The following is a 20,271-nucleotide window of genomic DNA, read 5'->3' as shown; positions in this document are numbered from 1 at the left end:
TGAGCGTCGTTGAACTACAGGGAGTCCCAGGTCGGGAATCCAGCGGACGCCTCCTCGCTCAGCTCGGCCCAGACCGTCTTGCCTTGCCGGGCGTGGCGTGTTCCCCAGTGCTCGGCGATTTGGGCGACCAGGAGCAGGCCCCGTCCTCCCTCGTCGAAGGTGCGGGCCCGACGCAGGTGAGGAGTGGTGCTACTCGCGTCGGAGACCTCGCACACGAGGGCACGGTCGCGGATCAGGCGCAGCCCTATGGGAGGGCGGCCGTAGCGTATGGCGTTGGTGACCAATTCGCTGACCATCAGTTCGGTGGGGAACTCAAGTTCCTCCAGGCCCCAACTGCTCAGCTGTCGGGCGACGTTCGCTCGGGCCCGGGACACGGAGACGGGGTCGGCATCCACCTCCCAGCTGGCGACCTGGCGAGCTCCAAGGGCGTGGGTGCGGGCCAGAAGCAGGGCGACATCGTCGTGCGGTCGATCAGCCGGTAGCAAGGCTTCGAGCACGGTGTCGCACGTGGCTTGCAGGGAGGGAGCGGGCTGGGCGAGGGCTTGGCGGAGCAGGGCGACACCCGCTTCGATGTCGTGGTCGCGGGCTTCGATCAGGCCGTCGGTGTAGAGGGCGAGGAGGCTGCCTTCGGGTAGGTCGAACTCCGCCGCCTCGAAAGGCAGGCCGCCCAGACCCAGCGGCGGTCCGGCCGGCAGGTCGAGGAGGTCGGCGGTTCCGCCCCGGCTCACCAGGGCGGGCAGCACATGCCCCGCGCGGGCGAGGGCGCACTGGCGGGAAACGGGGTCGTAGACGGCGTACAGACAGGTGGCGCCGATGTCCCCGGCCGCTTCGATGGTCGGGTCTGTGGAGGCTTCGGCGGACAGACGGATGACAACGTCGTCCAGGTGGGTGAGGAGTTCGTCGGGCGGCAGGTCGATGTCGGCCAGGGTGCGCACGGCGGTCCGCAGCCGCCCCATGGTGGCAGCGGCGTGGATGCCGTGTCCGACCACGTCCCCCACCACCAGGGCGACGCGGGCTCCGGACAGCGGGATGACGTCGTACCAGTCGCCGCCCACGCCGGCCAGGGCCCCCGCGGGCAGGTAGCGGTAGGCGATCTCCACGGCCGACTGCTCTGCGAGGTGCTGCGGGAGCAGACTGCGCTGCAGGGTAAGGGCGGTGGCACGCGCGTGCGTGTAGCGGCGGGCGTTGTCGACGGCCACCGCCGCCCTGGCGGCGATCTCCTGGGCGAGGAGCAGGTCCTCGTCATCAAAGCGGTTCGGGTTGCGGTGCCGGATGAACTGCGCTACGCCCAGCGTGGAGTCCCGTGCCCGCAACGGCACCACCAGCGTCGAGTGGGCCAGTTGGTCACCGCCGACGACATCACCGGGCGCTGCCGGGCCGACGTGCCGAGAGGGCTGTGCGGTGATCAGGGCGCGAGCCGGTGGCGAACCCTCCGCAGGGATGTGGAGCTGCTGCGGCCGGATCGTCGATGCCGGGTCGCCCTCCACCACCGACCGCTCGGCGACCCGCCGGAGTGTCAGAGGGCCGTCCACCGGGGTGTCGTTTCCGTGCAGCACGGAGTCGAGCAGGTCGACGGTGACGAGGTCGGCGAAACGCTCGGTGGCGAGGTCCGCCAGTTCTTGTGCGGTGCGGGCGATGTCCAAAGTGGTGCCGATGCGCATGCCCGCCTCGTTCACCATCGACAGCCGCCACTGCAGTCGCCGGTCCCGCTCCCCCTGGTAGACCACCACGCCCTGCTCCGACATGCGGTCGACGTAACCGGTCATCGTCACGATCAGCTTGCGCGCCGCTGCGCTGATCAAGTCGGCATCCTCGGTCAGCCGGGGCATCTCTTCGAGTAGCCGGTCGACGATGACACCCTGCGCGAGCCGGAAGGCCCGCAGCATCACGCTCAGGGGCGTCCCATGGCGAGCAAGCCGAGCCGCGCGGTCAGGGTCAGCAGCCGGCGTTTCGATCCGGCCCGGCTCGACGCCGTCCGCCAGGCCGGCCAAGGCCGCGAGAACGTGCTCGGCGACATTCTCCACCGTCATGCGGGCGATGCCCGGGTCTTCCCACACCTCGGGAACTCCACGCTGCAAGGACCGCTCCACATCATGGATCAGCTGGTCTGCTCGCAGGCTGACCTCACGCGCGGCACGGGACACAAGACTGTCCGCAGTGAAGCCCACAAAAACGACGTTACGCCGCACCGGCGCGCAGAGCCCGTCAGAGTTCGAGGTGGCCAGGCCCAGCGCGCGCACGTGGTCCAGCCACAGCGCCGAAACGCGCGCAGATCCCGGGCACCCCGATCACCGCGGGTACCAGGCGGCACCACAACCCACGCATTGATCATCCGGGCCGGATGTCAGTGAGCATGTCGTAGCGGAGTCGTCCATCGACGATGTCCGGGTTCGTGCCCCAGCCGAGCGGCGGGAACGCGTCGGCGGCGCGCCGCCCCCGCGAGAGGGGGGCCGTGCACCGCCGGATGGAGCAGGTGTGCCGATGGCCCCCAGGATGGGAGGGTCACCGGCACACGGGGGTCGGCCAGCGGCGGCGCCCACAGGAGGCGGTGTCGATGGTACGGCCGCGCTCGTTGCGCAGGGTGGCAGTGTCGGAGTCGTTGTTCCACGCGTAGGCACGGCGGTCCTGGTAGAGGTCGGTGCGGGTGTCGCGGCCGATGCCGGTGTGGATGCGCCCGCTCACGTGCGATCAGCCAGGCAGACTGCAGTGCCCGCCCCGCATGCAAGGAGCGGGGCGGGGCGGGCACAGCGAACTCGATACTTGTTGCCGGGGGCATCCAGCGCGTGTGGTCTTGATGCCCCGGCGGCTCGCAGGGTCAGCCGATTCCGGTGACCTGCAGGGCCGTGGTCCAGTTGTTCTTGATGGCGCTGCGGGCGGAGGACAGGGTGATGGTGCCGGCACAGACGGCGTTCTTCAGCTTCGTCTCCACTCCGTCCTTGGAGTGCGCGGTCTGCGAGCCGGAGTAGGGCTCGGGCCACAGGTTGCCGGGGTCACGGGGCGCGCCGCCGAGCTCGAGGGGCACGAGGTGGTCTTCCTCGTAGTCGGCCATGTTGGTGTCGGAGTAGCCGTAGTCGATGATGCCCTGGGCCTTGAGGGGGTTGGTGTAGGACGTCGGGGGGCGGACGGTGGCGGTCCAGCCGGACACGCAGATGGTGCTGTGGATGTTCGACTGGGTGACGTCCGGGTTGTAGGCGCCGGGCGTACAGGAGGAGTCGGGCAGCGGCAGGTAGGCGTGGGAACAGGTCGAGGCCTGGGCGGTGCCCGCCGAGGCGGCGATCAGACCGGCGGCCGCGAGGGCCAGGGCGCAGGTGGTGGCGGTGAAGCGACGCATATGGAGATCTCCCGCAGGGTCGGCCCGGACAGTGGGGTGCCGGGCGGCTGACGGCATGACACCACCACCCGCATCTATGCGAGTAGACCCGTTGGATGAACAAGAAGCGACCTGCGCAATCCTTACCTCCGCCTGACCAAGGCTTTCCGAAGTCCCATGTTTCGTCGCAGAGTTGGGCGCCATTCAGACCAACAACAGAGGCCAGTCCGCAGGAAAGGTGGTCTCTGCACCCCGGTCGTCTCATGGACAGCGGCCAGGCGCTGAACCATTCAAACAGCTCAAGTTGCTCCTTGCGGCGTCTTCTTCCAGGGCGCGTTCGATGCTCAGCCGCTTCGTGAGAGGGGCTGTCGGGCCGGAGCGGGAGCAGGGGCGTGGCACTGTGCCGACTGCGGCGACGGGTCCTGCGCAGGCGGACGTCCCTGTCGGCGGCGCAGGGGACTTGAGTGTCGAGCGGCAGTGCCGCGTGGGCAGGGCGGTGCACCGTCGCGTCGGACCGTGCAGTCCAGGGCAGTGTTCTTGACCGTTTTCGGCGGAGCTGTCGCATCGCGAAGTGGCGATGCGCACCTGGCGTTCCGGTGGCTAGCAGGTGGCATTCAGCTGCAGTACGCGCCGTTTCAAGATCGTGGCGCCAGAGTTCCGCCTCGTGTCTACCTCACACTCGCGTGCCGGCGTCACCTCCGTATGCGCCGCTGCTTTGACGCTTTCAGGACTGCTCGTGACAGGGATGGTTGCCGCTCAGCCTGCGGCTGCCGCGGACCCGGCCGGCTACCAGAATGTTCGGATCAACGAGGTCACCTCCTCGAACAGCGACACGGTGGAGCTGTACAACACCGGCTCGATTGCAGTGAGCATCAGTGGCTGGAAGATGTCCGACGACAGCTTCTCGCCGCAGACGTTCAGCCCGTCCTCCGGCACGATCCCGGCAGGCGGCTTCGTCACCTTCAACTCGCCCAAGGGGCTCGGTGATTCGGACAAGCTGGTGATCTACACAGCCAGCGGCACGGTGGTCGACCGCGTTGAGTGGGCCACCAACCGGGCGAAGCCAGCGATGGCGCGTTGCGGCGGCGACGGCACCGGGGCGTGGGTGACCACGACCGCGGCGTCCACGTTCGGCGCCTCGAACGCCTCGGGCTGCCCGTCGTCGATACCGGCAGCGAGCCGGGTGCGGATCAACGAGGTCACCTCGGACGGCGCGGACACCGTGGAGCTGTACAACGGCGGAACGAGCGCGGTCAGCATCGGGTCGTGGAAGTACGTCGACAATGACACCACCCACTCCTCGGTCCCGATCTCGTCCTCCTCGCCGAGCGCGACCAGCATCCCCGCGGGAGGCTACGTCACGTTCAACTCCACCCTCGGGCTGGGCGACAACGACTCGGTCTTCCTCCTCGACAGCAACGGCAACACCGTCGACTCGGTGACCTGGGCGACCGATGGCGCCAAGCCGTCGGACGAGCGCTGCACCAACGGCACCGGCTGGTTCCAGACCTCCACGACCGCGACGCTCGGCAGCGCGAACTCCTGCTCGGGCAGCAGCGGTGGCGGTGGTACCGGCGGTGGTGGCGGTCAGCTGCTGGGTGGCGGCGGCTCGCTCACCAGCGGCTGCACCCCCGAGGCGCCCTCCGGTACGGGTTCCGCCCCGGCGGGCACCCTGACGTGGCCGGGCGGGCTGGACGTCACGATCGCCGACAACGTCTGCGCGTTCACCACGTCCACCGGCCCTGAAGGCCGGGACCTGAGCGGCCTGGCGTTCGACCCGGCGAACCCGTCGGTGCTGTGGGCCGCCAAGAACAAGAATTGGCTGTACAAGCTGGTCAAGAGCAACGGCAAGTGGATCCCGGACGCGTCATGGAGCGCGACCGGCAAGCAGATCCGTTTCGCCGGCGGCACCGGCCAGCCGGACTCCGAGGGCCTGACGGTCGGCGCCAACGGCCACATCTACGTGACCTCCGAGCGTGACAACTCCAACAACACGGTCCCCAAGGACACGATCATGGAGTTCGACCCGGCCGCGACCGGATCGACGCTGACGCCGATCCACCAGTGGGACATGACCTCGCAGTTCCCGCAGCTCAACACCGGCAGCAAGGACGACGCCAACCTGGGCTTCGAGGGCGTCGGCTACGTACCGGACAGCTGGCTGACCGCGAACGGCTGGGTCGACCCGCTCACCGGCGCCGCCTACAACCCTGCGAACTACCCGCTGCACGGGTCGGGCCTGTTCTTCGCCGGCCTGGAGTGGGACGGCACGCTGCATGTCTACGGCCTGAACTCCGACGGCACGTTCACCACGTTCGGCACGATCGCGACCGGCAAGGTCTCCATGATGGATGTGACGTTCGACGCCGGAACCCAGCGCATCATCGCGACCTGCGACAACACCTGCGGCGAGACGCACACCTTCATGAAGGTCAATGCCAGCGGCGCGATCGTTCCGGACGTGACCTACACGAACCCGGCCGTCATGCCAACCAACAACCTGGAGGGCTTCGCGATCGCACCAACGTCGACCTGCGTCACCGGCTTCCGCGAGGCGGTCTGGAGCGACGACGGCATCTACGGCTTCGGCTCCGGAAGCTCCTCCTACGGACACGCTATCTACAGCGGCACCTTCCCCTGCTGATCCTGCCGACCACGGGAGACGGCTCACGCACGGGGCCGCCTCCAAGGTGAGGCGTCCAAGCAGTACGCAGCGATGAAGCTCCTGGCAGACGGGGTGACGACCAAGACCACCCGCTGACCGCCAGGAGCTTCGTCGTGCCTGTCGGCAACGGCTGAATCGTGGTTCTGGATCACTTTCCGTGCCAGAGCCACGGAGGGTCACCGAAACCGCGATCATGAACGGCCGTGGGTGATGTAGTCCTGGCCGACCTGTGGCGCCACCAGGTCGAAGGTGTACTGATCGAAGACGTGCTGTTGGACGGCGAGTTCGTGATCGTACGGGCTCGCGCTGTCGCGGAGCAGGCGGGGTGTCCGGGGTGTGGGGTGGCATCGAGCCGTGTGCACAGTGGGTACGTACGGCGGCTCGCCGACCGTGAGGCCGGTGGCCGCCGTGTGGTGATCGAATTACGCGTCCGCCGTTTCCGCTGCCGCGAACAGCATTGCCCGCAAGCGACGTTCGTCGAGCAGATCAAGGGGTTGACCTTCCGCTACGGGCGGCGAAGCGTCGGTTTGCAGGCGGTGCTGGAGCAGGTGGCGCTGATGCTGGCGGGCCGGGCCGGCGCCCGCCTGGCCCGCGTGCTCGCGGTCACTGCGAGCAGATCCACGCTGTTGCGGTTGATACGCACGCTGCCCGAGCCTGCGTCCAAGACGCCGCGGGTATTGGGGGTGGATGAGTTCGCGCTGCGCAAGGGACATGTCTACGGCACGATCCTGGTGGACATCGAGACGCGTCGGCCGGTCGATTTGCTGCCCGACCGGACGGTGGAGACGGTGGCCGCGTGGCTCGCCGACCATCCCGGGGTCGAGGTGATCTGCCGCGATCGGTCCGTTGCCTAGGCCGAGGCCGGACGGCTCGGAGCACCGGACGCTGTCCATGTCGCTGATCGCTGGCATATCTGGCACAACCTCGTCGAGGCCGTCGAGAAGACTGTCATCGGCCACCGGGCTCTGCTGCGAGAACCCTCAGACCAGACGCCGACGGACACCATCCCGCTGCCGGACACCGCCCACCTGACGGCCACGCCGTCTGACGAGCCCCGCCGGTCCGGACGGCTCTCGGACCGCGTCCGTGAACAGCACAGGGACGTCCACGCCCTGCTGGACCAGGGCCTCGGGCAGCGGCCCATCGCCCGCCGGCTCGGCCTGGCCCGCAACACCGTGCGCCGCCTCGCCCACGCTGCGAGCCCTGATGAGCTGCTGGTCGGCAAGTGGACCGGCCGTACCAGCATCCTCGATCCCCACAAGCCCTACCTCCACCAGCGATGGCAGGAGGGCCACACCAACGCCACCCAGCTGTTCCAAGAACTTCGCGAGCGCGGCTACCCAGGCGGCATCACGGTCGTCAGACGCTACGTCCGTCAGATCCGCGACGCCCTTCCTCAGGCAGCTCCGCCCCGCAAGCCGCCTTCCGTCCGGGATGTGACCAGCTGGATCACCAGGCACCCCGACCACCTGGGCACCGACCAGGCCCAGCGGCTCAAGGAGATCGTCGCGCGCTGCCCCGAGCTCGATCGGGCCGCCGTCCACGTCCGCACCTTCGCGGAGTTGATGAACAACCGCCAGGGTTGCCGACTCAACCAGTGGATCAAAGACGTCCGTAGCGACGACCTGCCCGCCCTCCACACCTTCGTCAACGGCCTGGGCCAGGACCGCGACGCCGTGGTCGCCGGCCTGAGCCTGCCCTACAGTTCCGGCGCGGTCGAGGGACACAACAACAAGATCAAGATGCTGAAACGGCAGATGTTCGGCCGCGCCAACTTCGACCTCCTGCGCAAACGAGTCCTCCTCGCAGCGTGAGGCCGTTCATGATCGCGGTTTCGGTGACCCTCCGTGGCTCTGGCACGGAAAGTGATCCAGAACCTCGTTTCACCCGTTGCCGAGAGTGCCTGTCCCGGGACCGCCTTCGGCCTGTAGACGCCGGACGCAGCTCACAGCCCATCGGCAGCGGCCCCATCACCCGTCGCCGACAATCCGGCCGTGCTTCGGCTGCGGGGTGACTCTGGACCCTGACCGCTTGCCACTGAAGGGTTGATCGGCAGCGCGGACGAATCAGAACCGGCCGCCATACGGACAGCTCAGTCGGGCAAAGTCGCGCTGCGGTGCTGGACCACCTCATCGAAGATGCTCCAGCCGTCGATCTCTTCGGTCACGGGATCCTCGGTACGCCAACCGCGTTTCAGGGCTGCGTCGAGCAGAGCCCTGACAGTGCCCGGCTCGTGCAGGTTCAAGGTTCTGCCGAGGTCCGTGCCGACGACTCCGGATGGCATGAGGTACCCGCCAGGGACAAGCCTGTCGGAGCCCTGTAGGGTTCCAAAAGCCCTGCATGTGCGCTGACCTGCTGCTCCGTCAGATTTCGTGATCTTTATCAGGCGGTGTTGCGGTACTCATGGATCAGTCCGCCGAGGATGTCGTGGCGTTGGATCCGCTGGGCCGGGAACGGGATGACGTCCGGGTCGTCGGCAGGAGCCCGGAGCTGCAGGGCCCGGTGCGGCCGTCCGGAGTTGTAGTGCCCGGCGTACTCGGCGAGGACGCGTCGAAGGTGCTGCTCGTTGTAGATCAGCAGCCGGTCGGTGCACTCGGCTCGTGCGGTGCGGATGAACCGCTCCGCGTGGGCGTTCATCCGTGGCGCCTGCGGCGCGGTCTTGAGGATCTCGATGCTGTCAGCGGTGAAGACCGCGTCGAACGCCTCGGTGTAGCGGGTGTCGCGGTCGCGCAGCAGGAAGCGGAAGCCCGAGGCCCGGTCGCCGAGGTCGGCAAGAAGGTTGCGGGCGAGCTGGGTGGCCCACGCTGCGGTCGGGTGGGCGGTGACGCCGAGGACCTGCACGGTGCGGGTGCCGACCTCCACGGCGAAGAGTACGTACAGCCGCTTCAAGATCACGGTGTCGACGTGGAAGAAGTCCGCCGCCAGTAGCCCCGAGGCCTGGACGCGGAGGAACTCACGCCACGTGGGTGGCGCGGCGGCCGGGTGCTGGGCCGAGTCCGGCTCTGCGGAGGGTCCGCCGGATGGTCGAGGCCCCCACCCGGTGGCCGAGGCGGCGCAGCTCGCCCTGGATGCGAGTCGAGCCCCACGCGGGGTTCTCTCTGGCCAGGCGCAGGATCAGGGCGGTGAGTTCCTCCGGGATCGGCGGTCGGCCGGTGCGCGCGGGTTTCTGCTTCCGCTTCCAGCGCAGCAGACGCCGGTGCCAGGCCAGGAAGGTGCCGGGGCTAACCAGGCGGTGCCGGCGCAGCCTGCCCGGTAGGTGCCGGGCCAGAGCCGCAAGCACGGCGCGGTCCGGCCAGGCAAGGCGCGGCCGGACGCCGAGCTGGCGGCGCAGCACCGCGACCTCGTGACGCAGCGCGAGCAGTTCGACGTCCTTGGCCTCCTCCGACCGCGACAACAGCAGGAGCAGTCCGAGAAGCCTCAGGAAGACCAGGTAGAGCACGCGCAGCGCCATGCAGCCCGACCCTGCCATGATCGAGCGGGGCTGCAAAGTGCCTGTTCAAAGGCTATGCGTTACTTCTGGCACCCCACAGGGTCAGCCTCGACCCCAGCCGCATCACGAAGATCGCCGCAGCAGCGCTCGTCCTGCTCCAACTCGAGTACGACCGCCCCATTCTGAATGATCACACAACATAATGATCTATTACGGGGAAAGGCTCACTGCGCTGTCATTCCCAGGTTTCGGTGCGGTTTCCGTTGTGTTCCGGCGTAGAAGTAGTGGTCAAGTCTTGGATACGAAGGCTTGTGGGCTTTACGGCGGCGGCAGATCATTGGCCGGATCCCACTCATACCGCGAACACGCAGGAGCTTCCGGTGGCCGTTGGCCAAATAACCTCCGAGCTGGCCGACGCGCCGGCAGCAGCCCGAACGGAACGGCAGAAGTTGCGCAAGCACTTCGGCCGCTTCGACATCCTTTTCTTCCTCCTGTGCACCATCGTCGGGGTGGACACCATCGGCACCGTGGCTTCGTCCGGTGCCGAGGCGTTCACCTGGCTCATTGTGCTGGCCGTCGTGTTCTTCGTGCCCTCGGCGCTGCTGACCGCCGAACTCGGGGCCGCCCTCCCCGACGAGGGTGGTCCCTACATCTGGACCAGCCGGGCCTTCGGGCGACTCGCCGGTGCGGTCAACAACTTCCTGTACTGGATCACCAATCCTGTGTGGCTCGGCGGCACGCTCTCCGTTTCCGCCGTCACCGCCTACACCACCTTCTTCAACGACGGGAAGGACCTGAGCACCCCGGCCTTCTACGCCTTCACCCTTGTGTTCGTCTGGGTGGGCGTGCTCGCCGCGATCCTCTCCTTCGACGTCGGCAAGTGGATTCCCACTATCGGCGCCTGGAGCCGATTCATCCTCCTCGGTTTGTTTACCGTCACCGTCGTGGTGTACGGCGTCCAGCACGGCCTGCACGGATTCGGGTTCGGCGACTTCTCCCCGACCTACGCGGGATTCGTCGGCCTCGTGCCCGTCCTGATGTTCAACTACGTCGGTTTCGAGCTGCCCAACACCGCCGGCGACGAGATGACCAACGCCCAGAAGGACGTGCCCTTCGCCATCTTCCGCAGCGCCGTTCTCGCCGTTCTGCTGTACGCGCTGCCGATCCTCGGAATCCTGCTCGTTCTGCCGGTCAAGGCCATCACCGGCCTCGGCGGATTCATCGACGCGATCCGGCAGGTCTTCACCGTGTACGGCGGCCATGTCGCCGCCGACGGCACCGCCACGCTCAGCGGCGCCGGCAGTCTGCTCGGGGACCTCGCCGCGATCATGTTCATCCTCACGGTGCTGTCCTCAGGCGTCACTTGGGTCATGGGCTCCGACCGCGCCCTCGCCGTCTCCGGCTATGACGGCGCCGCACCCCGCTTCCTCGGCGTCATCTCCAGCCGGTTCGGCACCCCGGTACGGGTCAACATCCTCAGCGGGGTGGTCTCCACCGGCGTCCTGGTCCTGGCCCACGAACTGACCAACGGCAGCGCCGCAAAGCTCTTCGGCGCCGTCCTCGGCCTCGCCGTCTCCACCACCCTCGTCAGCTACCTGGGCATCTTCCCGGCACTCGCGGTACTGCGCCGCAAGGCCCCGGCCGTCCCCCGCCCGTACAAGGCACCCTTCCCCCGCACGATCAGCGTGGTGCTCACCCTGCTCGTCCTGTTCGCCAGCGTGCAGCTGGTCGCCCCGGGCCTCGGTGACCAATGGTTCGGCTCCGACTATGCGCCGAACGGCTGGAGTTACGGCGAGCGCTGGAAGTACCTGCTCACGGAGGCCGCCCCGCTCGTCGGGTTCATGCTCCTCGGCGTGCTCTTCTGGGCGCTGGGCAAGCCGACCCGCACTTCAGCTGCCGTCAAGGAGTAGCACGCGGGATCTCGACAACCGTGGTGGGTACTGGGACCGTCCTACTCCCAGCGCCTCCGCCCGGCTCAGCCAGGGGGGCCCCCGTCAGCACCCCTGGCGATACTGGAAAGAGCTCGGCCATCCAGCCGCACGACGAATTCCTGCGCGCCGCCGAGCCGGACTTCATTGGCCGCGCTACCGAAACGGACGAGGGCGGACGCGGCCTCCAACGGCTTGGATATGCGTCACATGCTGTCTCTCGCCCAAGCGAACTGCATCGGGCGTCGACCTGCCCTCCACCCGCACATGGGCAGTCGCCTCCCGCTCCTCCAGCATCGCCGGCATCGACGCCAGCGCGCACTCCTCGACCACGAAGCAGACACAAGACGCCGCATCCCTTCCTCACTCCGAGCGAAACCATGCTGCCCAGCACGAACCAAACGATCACTCTCGGTTGAGATACCCGCCGCCGCGACAGGTGCGGACCTGCTGTGGCGGGTGGCGTCCAACGTGGTGCTGGTGGCGCGCGCCCACGCGAAAACCCTTGGCGCCGATTCCGCATGCACGCCGCTGCCAGGCGCTTGGCCTTAGGTTCCCCGCAGCCTTCTCGATCACGACGCTGTCGCCGTCCGCAGTCGTGAACTCGGTGTTCTTCGGATCACCCATCACATAAACGACCCGGTTCTCCTGAAGCCAGGCGCGCAATCCCGGGTTCTGGCCGAATTCCTCGTCCGCCGCGAACCAGGCGAAGGGCACCCCGGCCTTCAGCGCTCGCTCGATCATGACCGCGACCTGCTGCGGGCGAGTCCGGAAGACCGCCTCCGCAGGCACGCCGGCCTCCGCACACCGCTCCCGGTCGGCGAACCACGAATGCTCCGGGACATACAACTCACGGCCAGCAGCACCCGCGACCCAGCCGGGTTCTACGGCATCTTCCTCGACGTCGGGTTGCTGCCGGCACCGTGCCCAGGCCCGGCAGGTCCGTGAGCGTAGTGCGGGTCGCGGCAAGGACATCGTGTCGCGCAAGCGGCTCCCGGACTGGTGGATTTGATCGATGTGGGCACCGAGATGGCCCTCGATGTGAACCTGTGTGCCGCGTACCGGCTCGGGCGTGCCTGGGGGCCTCGGCTGAGCCGGTACGCGATCGACACCGTGCTCGTCAGCGCAGACTGAACGTCGACAGGCGAAGGCCTCCGCTCAGGACCAGGTACACGTCCCGGCGGCCCTTCGCCGCGGCCGTCAGCGCGGCCGTCACCGCCTTGTACGTGTACGGCGACGAAGTGCCCTCGAAGTGCGCCCTGCTGGCCAACGTGCCGGTGGGAGAGCCGAGGCGCACCTCCAGCGTGCCGGAGGCGCCCGCCAGCCGGGTGGTCAGCGTCGACGCGCCTGAGCCGAGGTGTGCGTCCGCGAACTTCAGCCACGCCCCGTCGGCCGTCGCGGCCACCGCCGTTCCGCGCGCCTTTGACTCGTCCACCAGGCTGATCGCGTCGTAGTCGTCAAAGTTCTCGGCGCGGGTCGCCTTCGACAGGTCACGGGGCGGGATCGTCTCGCCCCGAACCGTGAGCGACGTACGTGCGCGGGTGTCCGCCGACGACGCGCCCACCATCACGTCGTACGTCCCCGTCTCCACGACCCACTTCGATCGGGTGACGTCCCAGTGCGCCAGGTCCGAGGTCCGCAGCTTCAGCCGTACCATCCTCGTCTCGCCCGGCTTCAGCGACACCCGCGCGTACGCTTTGAGCTGCTTCAGCGGCTGCTTGTCACGTGACACCCGCTGATGGACGTACAGCTGCACCACCTCGTCGCCCGCCCGGCTGCCTGTGTTCGTCACCGACACCTCGTACCCCCCGTCGACCCGCTTCAGATCGCCGTAGCGGAAGTTCGTGTACGACAGTCCGTACCCGAACGGGTACAGCGGCTGTCCCTTGAAGTATTGGTACGTGCGCTCGGCCTTGATGATGTCGTAGTCCAGGATGGACGGCAGGTAGGACTCCGACCTGTACCAGGTCTGCGTCAAGCGGCCCGCCGGGTTGGCGTCGCCGTACAGCACATCGGCCAGTGCGTTGCCCGTCTCCTGGCCTGCGTGCGTCGTCCACAGCAGGGCCGGGACCTCCTTCTGCAGGGAGTCGAGAGTCGTGGGGTAGCTGTTCTCGACGACCACCACCGTTCGGGGGTTGGCCCGGTGGACCGCCTTGACCAGGGCCTCCTGCGACGCGGCCAGCCCCATGTCCGTACGGTCGTGGGCCTCGCGCCCGTTGATCGAGGGCATCGATCCCACGACCACCACCGCTGTGTCCTTGCCCTTGACCGCGGCGACCGCCTCGTCGACGCCGCTGCGCACGATGTCCTTCGTGTAGTGCGCGGCCTTGGCCTTGTCGACCAGGCCGAGCGTGGCGTCGTCGCCGGCCGGGCCGAGGTAGACCGGGTTCGACCACCAGGACTCGCCGGTCTCGTAGCCGGCGTACCGCAGCAGGTACGTCCCGTCGTCCTGCCGCTCCAGCTTGAACTGCTGCTGCACGAACCAGCCGTTCGGCTGCGTCTGGTCGTTGACGAAGTTCGACCAGTTGTAGCCGACGTACTTTCCGTTGGCGGCCGAGCGGAGTGTGACGATGCCCGATCCCCAGTCGAACACGTCGAACTGAGAACCGGGCCCCGAGTCCGTGGTCTCCTTCAGCGCAGCGCCCGCGTCGCCCGTGCCGGCCGTGACGTACTTCCCGGTCGCCGTGTCCTTCAGCGCGATCCGATCCACGCCCTCGCTGCTCGCCACGGAGGTGCCGACTTTCGACGCGATGCCGTCCCTGGGCGTCACCGCGTAGGGAAGGGTGCCCGAGTACCAGTCGGTGTACAGGGTGTCGGCCAGTGGGCCGACCACGGCCGCGCTGCCCGACTTCCTCAGCGGCAGCACGCCGTCGTTCTTCAGGAGTACCGAAGCCTCGGTGGCTGCCTCGCGCGCCAGCTTCCGGTGGGCCGCGCTGTCGATGACAGATGCGTCGATGGACCCGTACGTGCCGCCGTCCGGGTCGAACTCGCCGAGGCGGACGCGGACGTTCAGCACATGTCCCACGGCCTCGTCGAGGTCCGACTCTTTCAACAGGCCCTGGGACAATGCCGACTTGATCGCGGCTGTCGTCGGCCCGGAGTCCGTGTCGTTGTCCGTGAAGCTGTCGATGCCCGCCTTCAGCGCGGCGGCGTCCGCCTCGGCCTGCGTGCCGTAGTACTTCTGGCTGCCGACGAGATTGCCCGGTGCAAAGGCGTCGGTGACGTTCAGCAGGTCCTGCGAGGTCCAGGTGCGCACGGTGTCGTCCAGGGCCGGGTTCACCGTGTCCGGGCGGCCGTTGACGAGGTTGTACGACGACATCACGCCGGTGGCCGCGTCCGCCTTGATCGCCGGCTTGAAGGCCTGCTCGTCGTACTCCTTCAGCACGCGCGGACGCAGCTCGGAGGACGTAGTGTCGCGCTGGAACTCGTTGTTGTTGGCGAGGAAGTGCTTCAGCGTCGGAGCCGTCTTCAGGTGGTTCGGGTCGCCGCCGGTCAGGCCGGTGCCGTACGCCGTGGAGATCGAGCCGGTGAGGTAGGGGTCCTCAGAGTACCCCTCCTCGTTGCGGCCCCAGCGCGGGTCGCGCAGCAGGTTCACCACGGGCGCCCACAGGTTGAGGCCCCAGCCGGCCGGGCGTTGCTGCTGGAAGCCGCGCGCCTCGTCGCCGACCGCCGAGCCGACCTGCCGGATCAGCGCCGGGTCCCAGGTGGAGGCGAGTCCGATCGCCTGCGGGAACACGGTCGTTTTGCCGAGCCAGGCCACGCCGTGCAGGGCCTCGGTGCCGGTGCGGAACGCCTGGATGCCAAGGCGCGGGATCGCTGGCTCGTACTGATGGAGGAGGGAGATCTTCTCGTCGAGTGTCAGACGGGAGAGCAGGTCGTCGACGCGCTTGTCGACGGGGAGGTTCGGGTTGCGGAAGGGGTACGCGGGGTCGTCCGCGCCGGCTGGGACGGCGGCCGAGAGGCCGGCCACGAGTGCGAGCGCGACGACGAGCGTGGTTCCTTTTCTCCTCGTGGGTTTCTGCATGTCACGGCTCCTTCGGTCAGTGCCTTGCACATGAGGAACTTCAGGGCGCATTGCGCGGCGCCGTGCTCGCGCGTTCCGTCAGCCGGGGCGGCAGGAGCGTCGCTTCGGGTACGGCCGTGCCGTCCAGCTTCTTCATCAGCAGCTCCACGGCCCGCGCGCCTAGCTCGGCGGACGGCAGGGCGACCGAGGTGACGGGGACGCGGAGGGACTCGGCGAGTTCGTCGGGGCAGATGGCGGTGATGGACAGGTCGCCGGGGACCCGCAGACCGAGCTGCTCGAAGGCGTCGATCAGCGGCTCCAGAACCGCCTCGTTGTGCACGACGACCCCGGTCAACCCGGACTGTTCGCACATCAGTTGCTCGGCGATCCGGCGGGCGGCGGCGGGTGATGCCTCGCACGGGTGGATGGACGAGGTGAGCCCGTTGCGGTCGGCGGCGGCCGTGAACCCCTGCGCCACCCGCTGGGCGAACGCCGTCTGCCGCACATAGACCTCGGGCGGCGACCCGACCAGCGCCACGACCCGGTGGCCGAGCCCCGCCATCCGCTCCACGCACAGCTCGCCCGCCGCCTTGAAGTCGAGGTCGATGCAGGTCAGGCCAGTCGGGTCCTGGGGGAACCCGATCATCACGGAGGGCCGGTCGAGGGTGCGCAGCAGTGGCAGACGGGGGTCGTGGAGTTGTACGTCCATGACGATCAACGCGTCCACGAGCGCGGTGTCCGCGACCCTGCGCAGCCCGTCCTCGCCCTCCTCCTGGGTGAGTAGCAGCACGTCGTGGTCGTGCCTCCGTGCCGTGGTCACCACCGACACCGCGAACTGCATGACCACCGGGACGTGGATCCCGGAGCGTAGCGGGATCACCAGCGCCAGGACGTTCGACCTGCTGCTGGCCAGCGCCCGGGCGCCGGCGTGCGGGCGGTAGCCCAGCTCGCGGATGGACGCCTCGATGCGCTGTCGGGTCTCCTCGGAGATCGGGCGCTTGCCGCTCAAGGCGTATGAGACGGTGCTGGGAGAGACACCCGCGTGCCGCGCCACGTCCGTGATCTTCACCGGGTTCCTCCGAGGATGCCCCGGCCTTCAGGCCGGGGAGGAATCGGACTCCTGCGGAGCAGGGCAGGGATAGCCGGATCGCCGTCAGGGCGATCCGGTGTCCACCCCGCACGGCGGTGATGTCGCCCACGATGATCGAGAACTCTCAACTGTCAGTCCTCCCAGGTAGGTTCGGATGCATGACGACAGCAGCGGCCACAAAGGACACCGGGCATGCCCGGTACACCTTCCGTGTGCGCCTGTCCGCGACGGCCCGGCGCCGGCTCGAAGCCGAGTGGGACCGCTGCCGCTGGATCTGGAACGAATGCGTCGCCAAGTCCAAACAGGTCCACGTGCAGGCCAGGGCAACAGGCGAGAAGCTGACGTGCGGTCAAGCTCAGCTCGACAAGATGCTGACCGAGGCCCGCAGGGGGATGCCGTGGCTGGCTGAGGGCGCGAGCGTGCCTCAGCAGCAGGTGATACGCGACTTCGCCAAGGCTCGCGCCAAGGCCCTCAAGGACATCAGGGACCGGGTTGCGACGCATCGCCGGGCGGGGATGCCCCGGTGGAAGAAGAAGCGGGAGGCGCGGCCGAGCCTGAACTACACCCGACGGGGCTTCCGGGTTGATGACGGTCGTCTGCACCTGGCGGGCGGGATCGTCCTGACGGTGGTGTGGTCGCGGGAGCTGCCTGCGGACCCGTCCAGTGTGCGCGTGTACCGGGACACGCTCGGACATTGGTACGTGTCCTTCGTCGCCGCCGCGCAGTGCGAACCGCTCCCCCGCACGGGGCGCGTGCTCGGGGTGGACTGGGGTGTGAAGGAGACCGCCACCACCACGGACGACGCTTACGACCTTCCGCATGGCGAGTACGGCAAGCGGGCCGCGCAGCGGCTCGCGAGGTACCAGCGGATGATGGCCCGGCGGCGCCGGCCGAAGGGACAGCCCGCATCCGCCGGCTACCGGCAGGCGCAGGCGCAGGCAGCGAAGTTGCACAAGAAGATCGCGAGGCAGCGGGAGGACACCGCCCGCAAGTGGGCCAAGGGTGTGATGCGCGGCCATGACGGGGTTGCGGTGGAGGACTTCCGGCCGAGGTTCCTCGCGAAGACCACCATGGCCCGCAAGGCGGCCGATGCCGCGATCGCCGCGATCGCCGCGATCGCCGCGATCGCCGCGACCAAGCGTGCCCTGCTCGAGATGGGCCGCAAACACGCGCGAGACGTCCGTCTGGTGCACCCGGCGCACACCACGATGGACTGTGCGCGGTGCGCAGCGAGAACCAAGCACGCACCCCCTCTCTCGATGAGAACGTATGCCTGCACCGTGTGCGCAGCCGTGTCCCCCAGGGACAAGAACTCCGCCCGCGTGATGCTGGTCCGGGCAGGTTGGAACCCGGACGGTGCTGAGGGCGTAAGACCTCCTGGTCCGGTGGACCCAGAGGCGGCCTGAGCCGTAAATCCCCGCTCAGCCCTGGAGGGTGGAGAATCCCCTCCCTTCAACTGCTTTCCCACGGTCGTAGCAACACCACAGGTAGATAGGTGTGTTGCATGTTCGAGTACCACCGTGGCAGCAAGCCAGGGGGGACAGCCCGTGTACAGGCGCGACGAAAGTTCGTCGAGCTCGTTCGAGAGGGCGTGGGAATCAAAGAAGCTAGTCACGCTGTCGGGGTCAGCTACAGAACGGGGAAGGTCTGGGTCAATGGCAGGGCTGCCAGCAGCAGCAATATGGCCCGGCTCCCCCTGCCCGAGTTCAGGGAACCTGCCACATGTGACCTTGCATCGGGGAAATCTCGCTACCTGAACGACGAAGAACGTGGCCTCATCAGTGATCTGCTGCGAGAGGGCCGGTCGATCCGTGTCATTGCTGCTGCCCTCGGTAGGAGCCCATCGACCGTCAGCCGGGAGATCCGACGGAACAGGAACGCGAATGGCACTTATCGGCCCCACTCGGCACAGAGGCGTGCGACTGCTCGCCGACCACGCCCCAAAGCTCGGAAAATCGATAGCCACGGGGAACTGAGGACCGTCATCCAGTCCCTCCTGGACAAGAAATGGAGCCCTCGGCAGATCGTGCAGTGGTTGCGCCTCAAGTATCCAAACAGAGAAGACATGCGAATTGGAGTGGAGACCATCTATCGGACCCTCTATGCCGGCGGGAACCTGCTCCAGTGCGAAGCGAAGAGGGTGCTGCGGACGCGTCGACACCGGCGCTGGCCTCGCTCGATGGCACGCCACCATCGGTCCTCCGCCTCCATCAGGGGGATGGTCATGATCAAGGAGCGTCCGACGGAGGCTGACGATCGTCTTGTTGCCGGACATTGGGAAGGCGACTTGATTACCGGGCCGAACCTCGGGGGCTCTGCCATCGGCACGCTGGTGGAACGAACCACTCGCTTCACAAAACTCCTGCATCTGCCCGGCAAGGGTGCGGTCGCTATGAGGGAAGCGCTGACGGCCGCCATGATGGAGATCCCCGCGCAATTGCGGCGATCGGTTACATGGGACCAAGGTGGGGAGATGGCGCATCATCAGCAGTTCACCAAGACCACGGGTGTTCCGGTCTTCTTCTGCGATCCTGCCAGTCCTTGGCAGCGAGGCACCAATGAGAACACCAACGGCCTTCTGAGGCAGTACTTTCCGAAGAGCACCGACCTATCCGTCTTCACTCGCATCGACCTGGATTCAGTGTCCGCCGAACTCAACGAACGGCCCCGCGAAGTGCTGGGTTGGGCAACCCCGGCCGAACGGATGGCCGCCCTTCTGGCCACCAGCTGACACGCGGCGGCGCGGTAACATGCCCCGCCGCCATGTCTTGATGAGAAGCCAAGACTGACCGCCGAAGCCCGCCCGCCCTTGTTCGAATGGAAGAGCGGCATCGGCGACCATCTCATGCTGCAACGATCTATGGAATGCGCCTGGAGGGAGGGGAGCCTTCAAGTAATCCCAGCCAATCGACCCAGGCGGCCCACCCGTTGACGTTGACTAGATACTGAGTGTAGACACTGGGGTATGACTGTTCCTCTGGCGCTCCTTGGACTCCTGGAACGGGAGTCGAGCCACGGCTACGACCTCAAGCGCGACTACGACATCTACTTCGGTCGGGGTAAGCCGCTCCCCGCCGGGCAGGTCTACTCGACCCTGGGCCGCCTCGCCCGTGATGGGAAGGTCGAGGTCGGCGAGAGTGAGCCCGGGTCGGGGCCGGACCGCAAGCGCTACGTGATCACGGAGCTGGGGGTCACGCAGGTCGAGACCTGGCTGACCGAGCCGGTCGCGGGTGAACCGCACCTGCAGACGGTGCTGTTCACCAAGGTCGTACTGGCCCTGCTGCTGGAGCGCGACCCCCGCGCGTACCTCGACATCCAGCGCGCCGCCCACATGGAGCGGATGCGGGAGCTGACCGAACTGCGCCGGAGTGGCAGCACGATCGACTCGCTGCTCGCCGACCACGGCGTGTACCACCTGGAGGCCGATCTGCGGTGGATCGACCAGACCGTGGCGCGGCTCGCCGCCCTGACAGCGGAGGTCCGCTCATGAGTTCGGACGAAGGCTTCCTCGTAGAAGCGGCTCTCCCGGCATGTGTGTGGGCGCGTGGAGGGGATCTCGGCGTCAAAGCGCTGACCGGGTTGGACGATCCTGTCGGGGGCGGTGGAATGTAGGACGCGCACGGGGTGGACCGTAGGGTTCGGGGGTTGTCGAAGACCGTCCTGACCTGCCGGAGAGCCAGCGCCGTGCGCGTTACCACTGCATTCAATCGCCTCCTGGACCTTCCCGGCGTGAGTGTGACCGACGTGTCGTTCGGCGACGACCGCGTGATCGTGGACGTGGCCCTGAACCGTCGGCGCCTGGCCTGCCCGGAGACCGGCTGCGGCTACACCACCCGCGCTCGGTA

At 67.8% G+C, this 20,271-nt stretch carries 16 protein-coding genes; 7 read left to right on the top strand and 9 right to left on the bottom strand.

The genetic code is table 11. The features are described 5' to 3' along the window. Positions 1–14: 14 nt before the first annotated feature. From ACWDA7_RS33255 to ACWDA7_RS33245, 3 genes are all read right to left on the bottom strand, one after another. A complete protein-coding gene (locus tag ACWDA7_RS33255; protein WP_450609096.1) occupies positions 15–2,168 on the bottom strand; it encodes an ATP-binding SpoIIE family protein phosphatase in 2,154 nt (717 codons plus the stop codon). Between the two features lie 334 nt (positions 2,169–2,502). After that, complete coding sequence (locus ACWDA7_RS33250) at positions 2,503–2,682, bottom strand: lamin tail domain-containing protein (RefSeq protein ID WP_450609117.1); 180 nt, start codon at positions 2,680–2,682, stop codon at positions 2,503–2,505. Between the two features lie 133 nt (positions 2,683–2,815). Beyond that, positions 2,816–3,331, bottom strand: coding sequence for a hypothetical protein (locus ACWDA7_RS33245; RefSeq protein ID WP_450609094.1), 516 nt, complete (start codon positions 3,329–3,331; stop codon positions 2,816–2,818). 724 nt (positions 3,332–4,055) lie between these two features. Between ACWDA7_RS33245 and ACWDA7_RS33240 the strand changes: the two genes are divergently transcribed. From ACWDA7_RS33240 to ACWDA7_RS33230, 3 genes are all read left to right on the top strand, one after another. Continuing rightward, a complete protein-coding gene (locus tag ACWDA7_RS33240; protein ID WP_450609115.1) occupies positions 4,056–5,954 on the top strand; it encodes a lamin tail domain-containing protein in 1,899 nt (632 codons plus the stop codon). A 224-nt stretch (positions 5,955–6,178) separates the two neighbouring features. Beyond that, complete coding sequence (locus tag ACWDA7_RS33235; RefSeq protein ID WP_450609092.1) at positions 6,179–6,829, top strand: ISL3 family transposase; 651 nt, start codon at positions 6,179–6,181, stop codon at positions 6,827–6,829. Between the two features lie 321 nt (positions 6,830–7,150). Beyond that, on the top strand, positions 7,151–7,789 hold the full coding sequence (locus ACWDA7_RS33230; protein ID WP_450609090.1) for a transposase: 639 nt from the start codon (positions 7,151–7,153) through the stop codon (positions 7,787–7,789). 278 nt (positions 7,790–8,067) lie between these two features. Here ACWDA7_RS33230 and ACWDA7_RS33225 read toward each other — a convergent pair whose 3' ends face one another. From ACWDA7_RS33225 to ACWDA7_RS33215, 3 genes are all read right to left on the bottom strand, one after another. Then, complete coding sequence (locus ACWDA7_RS33225) at positions 8,068–8,220, bottom strand: hypothetical protein (RefSeq protein ID WP_450609089.1); 153 nt, start codon at positions 8,218–8,220, stop codon at positions 8,068–8,070. Positions 8,221–8,357: 137 nt separating this feature from the next. Beyond that, on the bottom strand, positions 8,358–8,870 hold the full coding sequence (locus ACWDA7_RS33220) for an integrase core domain-containing protein (protein ID WP_450609087.1): 513 nt from the start codon (positions 8,868–8,870) through the stop codon (positions 8,358–8,360). 58 nt (positions 8,871–8,928) lie between these two features. Beyond that, on the bottom strand, positions 8,929–9,426 hold the full coding sequence (locus tag ACWDA7_RS33215) for a helix-turn-helix domain-containing protein (protein ID WP_450609085.1): 498 nt from the start codon (positions 9,424–9,426) through the stop codon (positions 8,929–8,931). A 359-nt stretch (positions 9,427–9,785) separates the two neighbouring features. Here ACWDA7_RS33215 and ACWDA7_RS33210 point away from each other — a divergent pair, with 359 nt between their 5' ends. Further along, positions 9,786–11,315, top strand: a complete 1,530-nt coding sequence (locus ACWDA7_RS33210; RefSeq protein ID WP_450609083.1) for an APC family permease — start codon at positions 9,786–9,788, stop codon at positions 11,313–11,315. A 423-nt stretch (positions 11,316–11,738) separates the two neighbouring features. On the opposite strand, the gene ACWDA7_RS33205 is transcribed toward ACWDA7_RS33210, so the two are convergent. The 3 genes from ACWDA7_RS33205 to ACWDA7_RS33195 all read right to left on the bottom strand — a co-directional run bounded on the left by ACWDA7_RS33205 (position 11,739) and on the right by ACWDA7_RS33195 (position 16,405). Next, positions 11,739–12,308 (bottom strand): transposase, encoded by a 570-nt coding sequence (locus ACWDA7_RS33205; RefSeq protein ID WP_450609113.1) that lies wholly within the window; start codon positions 12,306–12,308, stop codon positions 11,739–11,741. A gap of 145 nt (positions 12,309–12,453) precedes the next feature. Next, a complete protein-coding gene (locus ACWDA7_RS33200; RefSeq protein ID WP_450609081.1) occupies positions 12,454–15,357 on the bottom strand; it encodes a glycoside hydrolase family 3 C-terminal domain-containing protein in 2,904 nt (967 codons plus the stop codon). A gap of 40 nt (positions 15,358–15,397) precedes the next feature. Beyond that, positions 15,398–16,405: a LacI family DNA-binding transcriptional regulator gene (locus ACWDA7_RS33195; protein ID WP_450609079.1), complete on the bottom strand. Its 1,008-nt coding sequence runs from the start codon at positions 16,403–16,405 to the stop codon at positions 15,398–15,400. Between the two features lie 179 nt (positions 16,406–16,584). On the opposite strand from ACWDA7_RS33195, the gene ACWDA7_RS33190 reads away from it, so the two are divergent. The 3 genes from ACWDA7_RS33190 to ACWDA7_RS33180 all read left to right on the top strand — a co-directional run bounded on the left by ACWDA7_RS33190 (position 16,585) and on the right by ACWDA7_RS33180 (position 19,916). Next, a complete protein-coding gene (locus ACWDA7_RS33190; protein WP_450609077.1) occupies positions 16,585–17,832 on the top strand; it encodes an RNA-guided endonuclease InsQ/TnpB family protein in 1,248 nt (415 codons plus the stop codon). 98 nt (positions 17,833–17,930) lie between these two features. Beyond that, positions 17,931–19,157, top strand: coding sequence for an IS30 family transposase (locus ACWDA7_RS33185; protein WP_450609075.1), 1,227 nt, complete (start codon positions 17,931–17,933; stop codon positions 19,155–19,157). 234 nt (positions 19,158–19,391) lie between these two features. Beyond that, positions 19,392–19,916 (top strand): PadR family transcriptional regulator, encoded by a 525-nt coding sequence (locus ACWDA7_RS33180; RefSeq protein WP_450609073.1) that lies wholly within the window; start codon positions 19,392–19,394, stop codon positions 19,914–19,916. Positions 19,917–20,271: the final 355 nt, after the last annotated feature.

The sequence above is a fragment of the Streptomyces sp. NPDC001156 genome, assembly GCF_053598275.1.
Note: the sequence above shows the minus strand (reverse complement) of the source record. Positions and strands in the feature narration are given on the sequence as shown.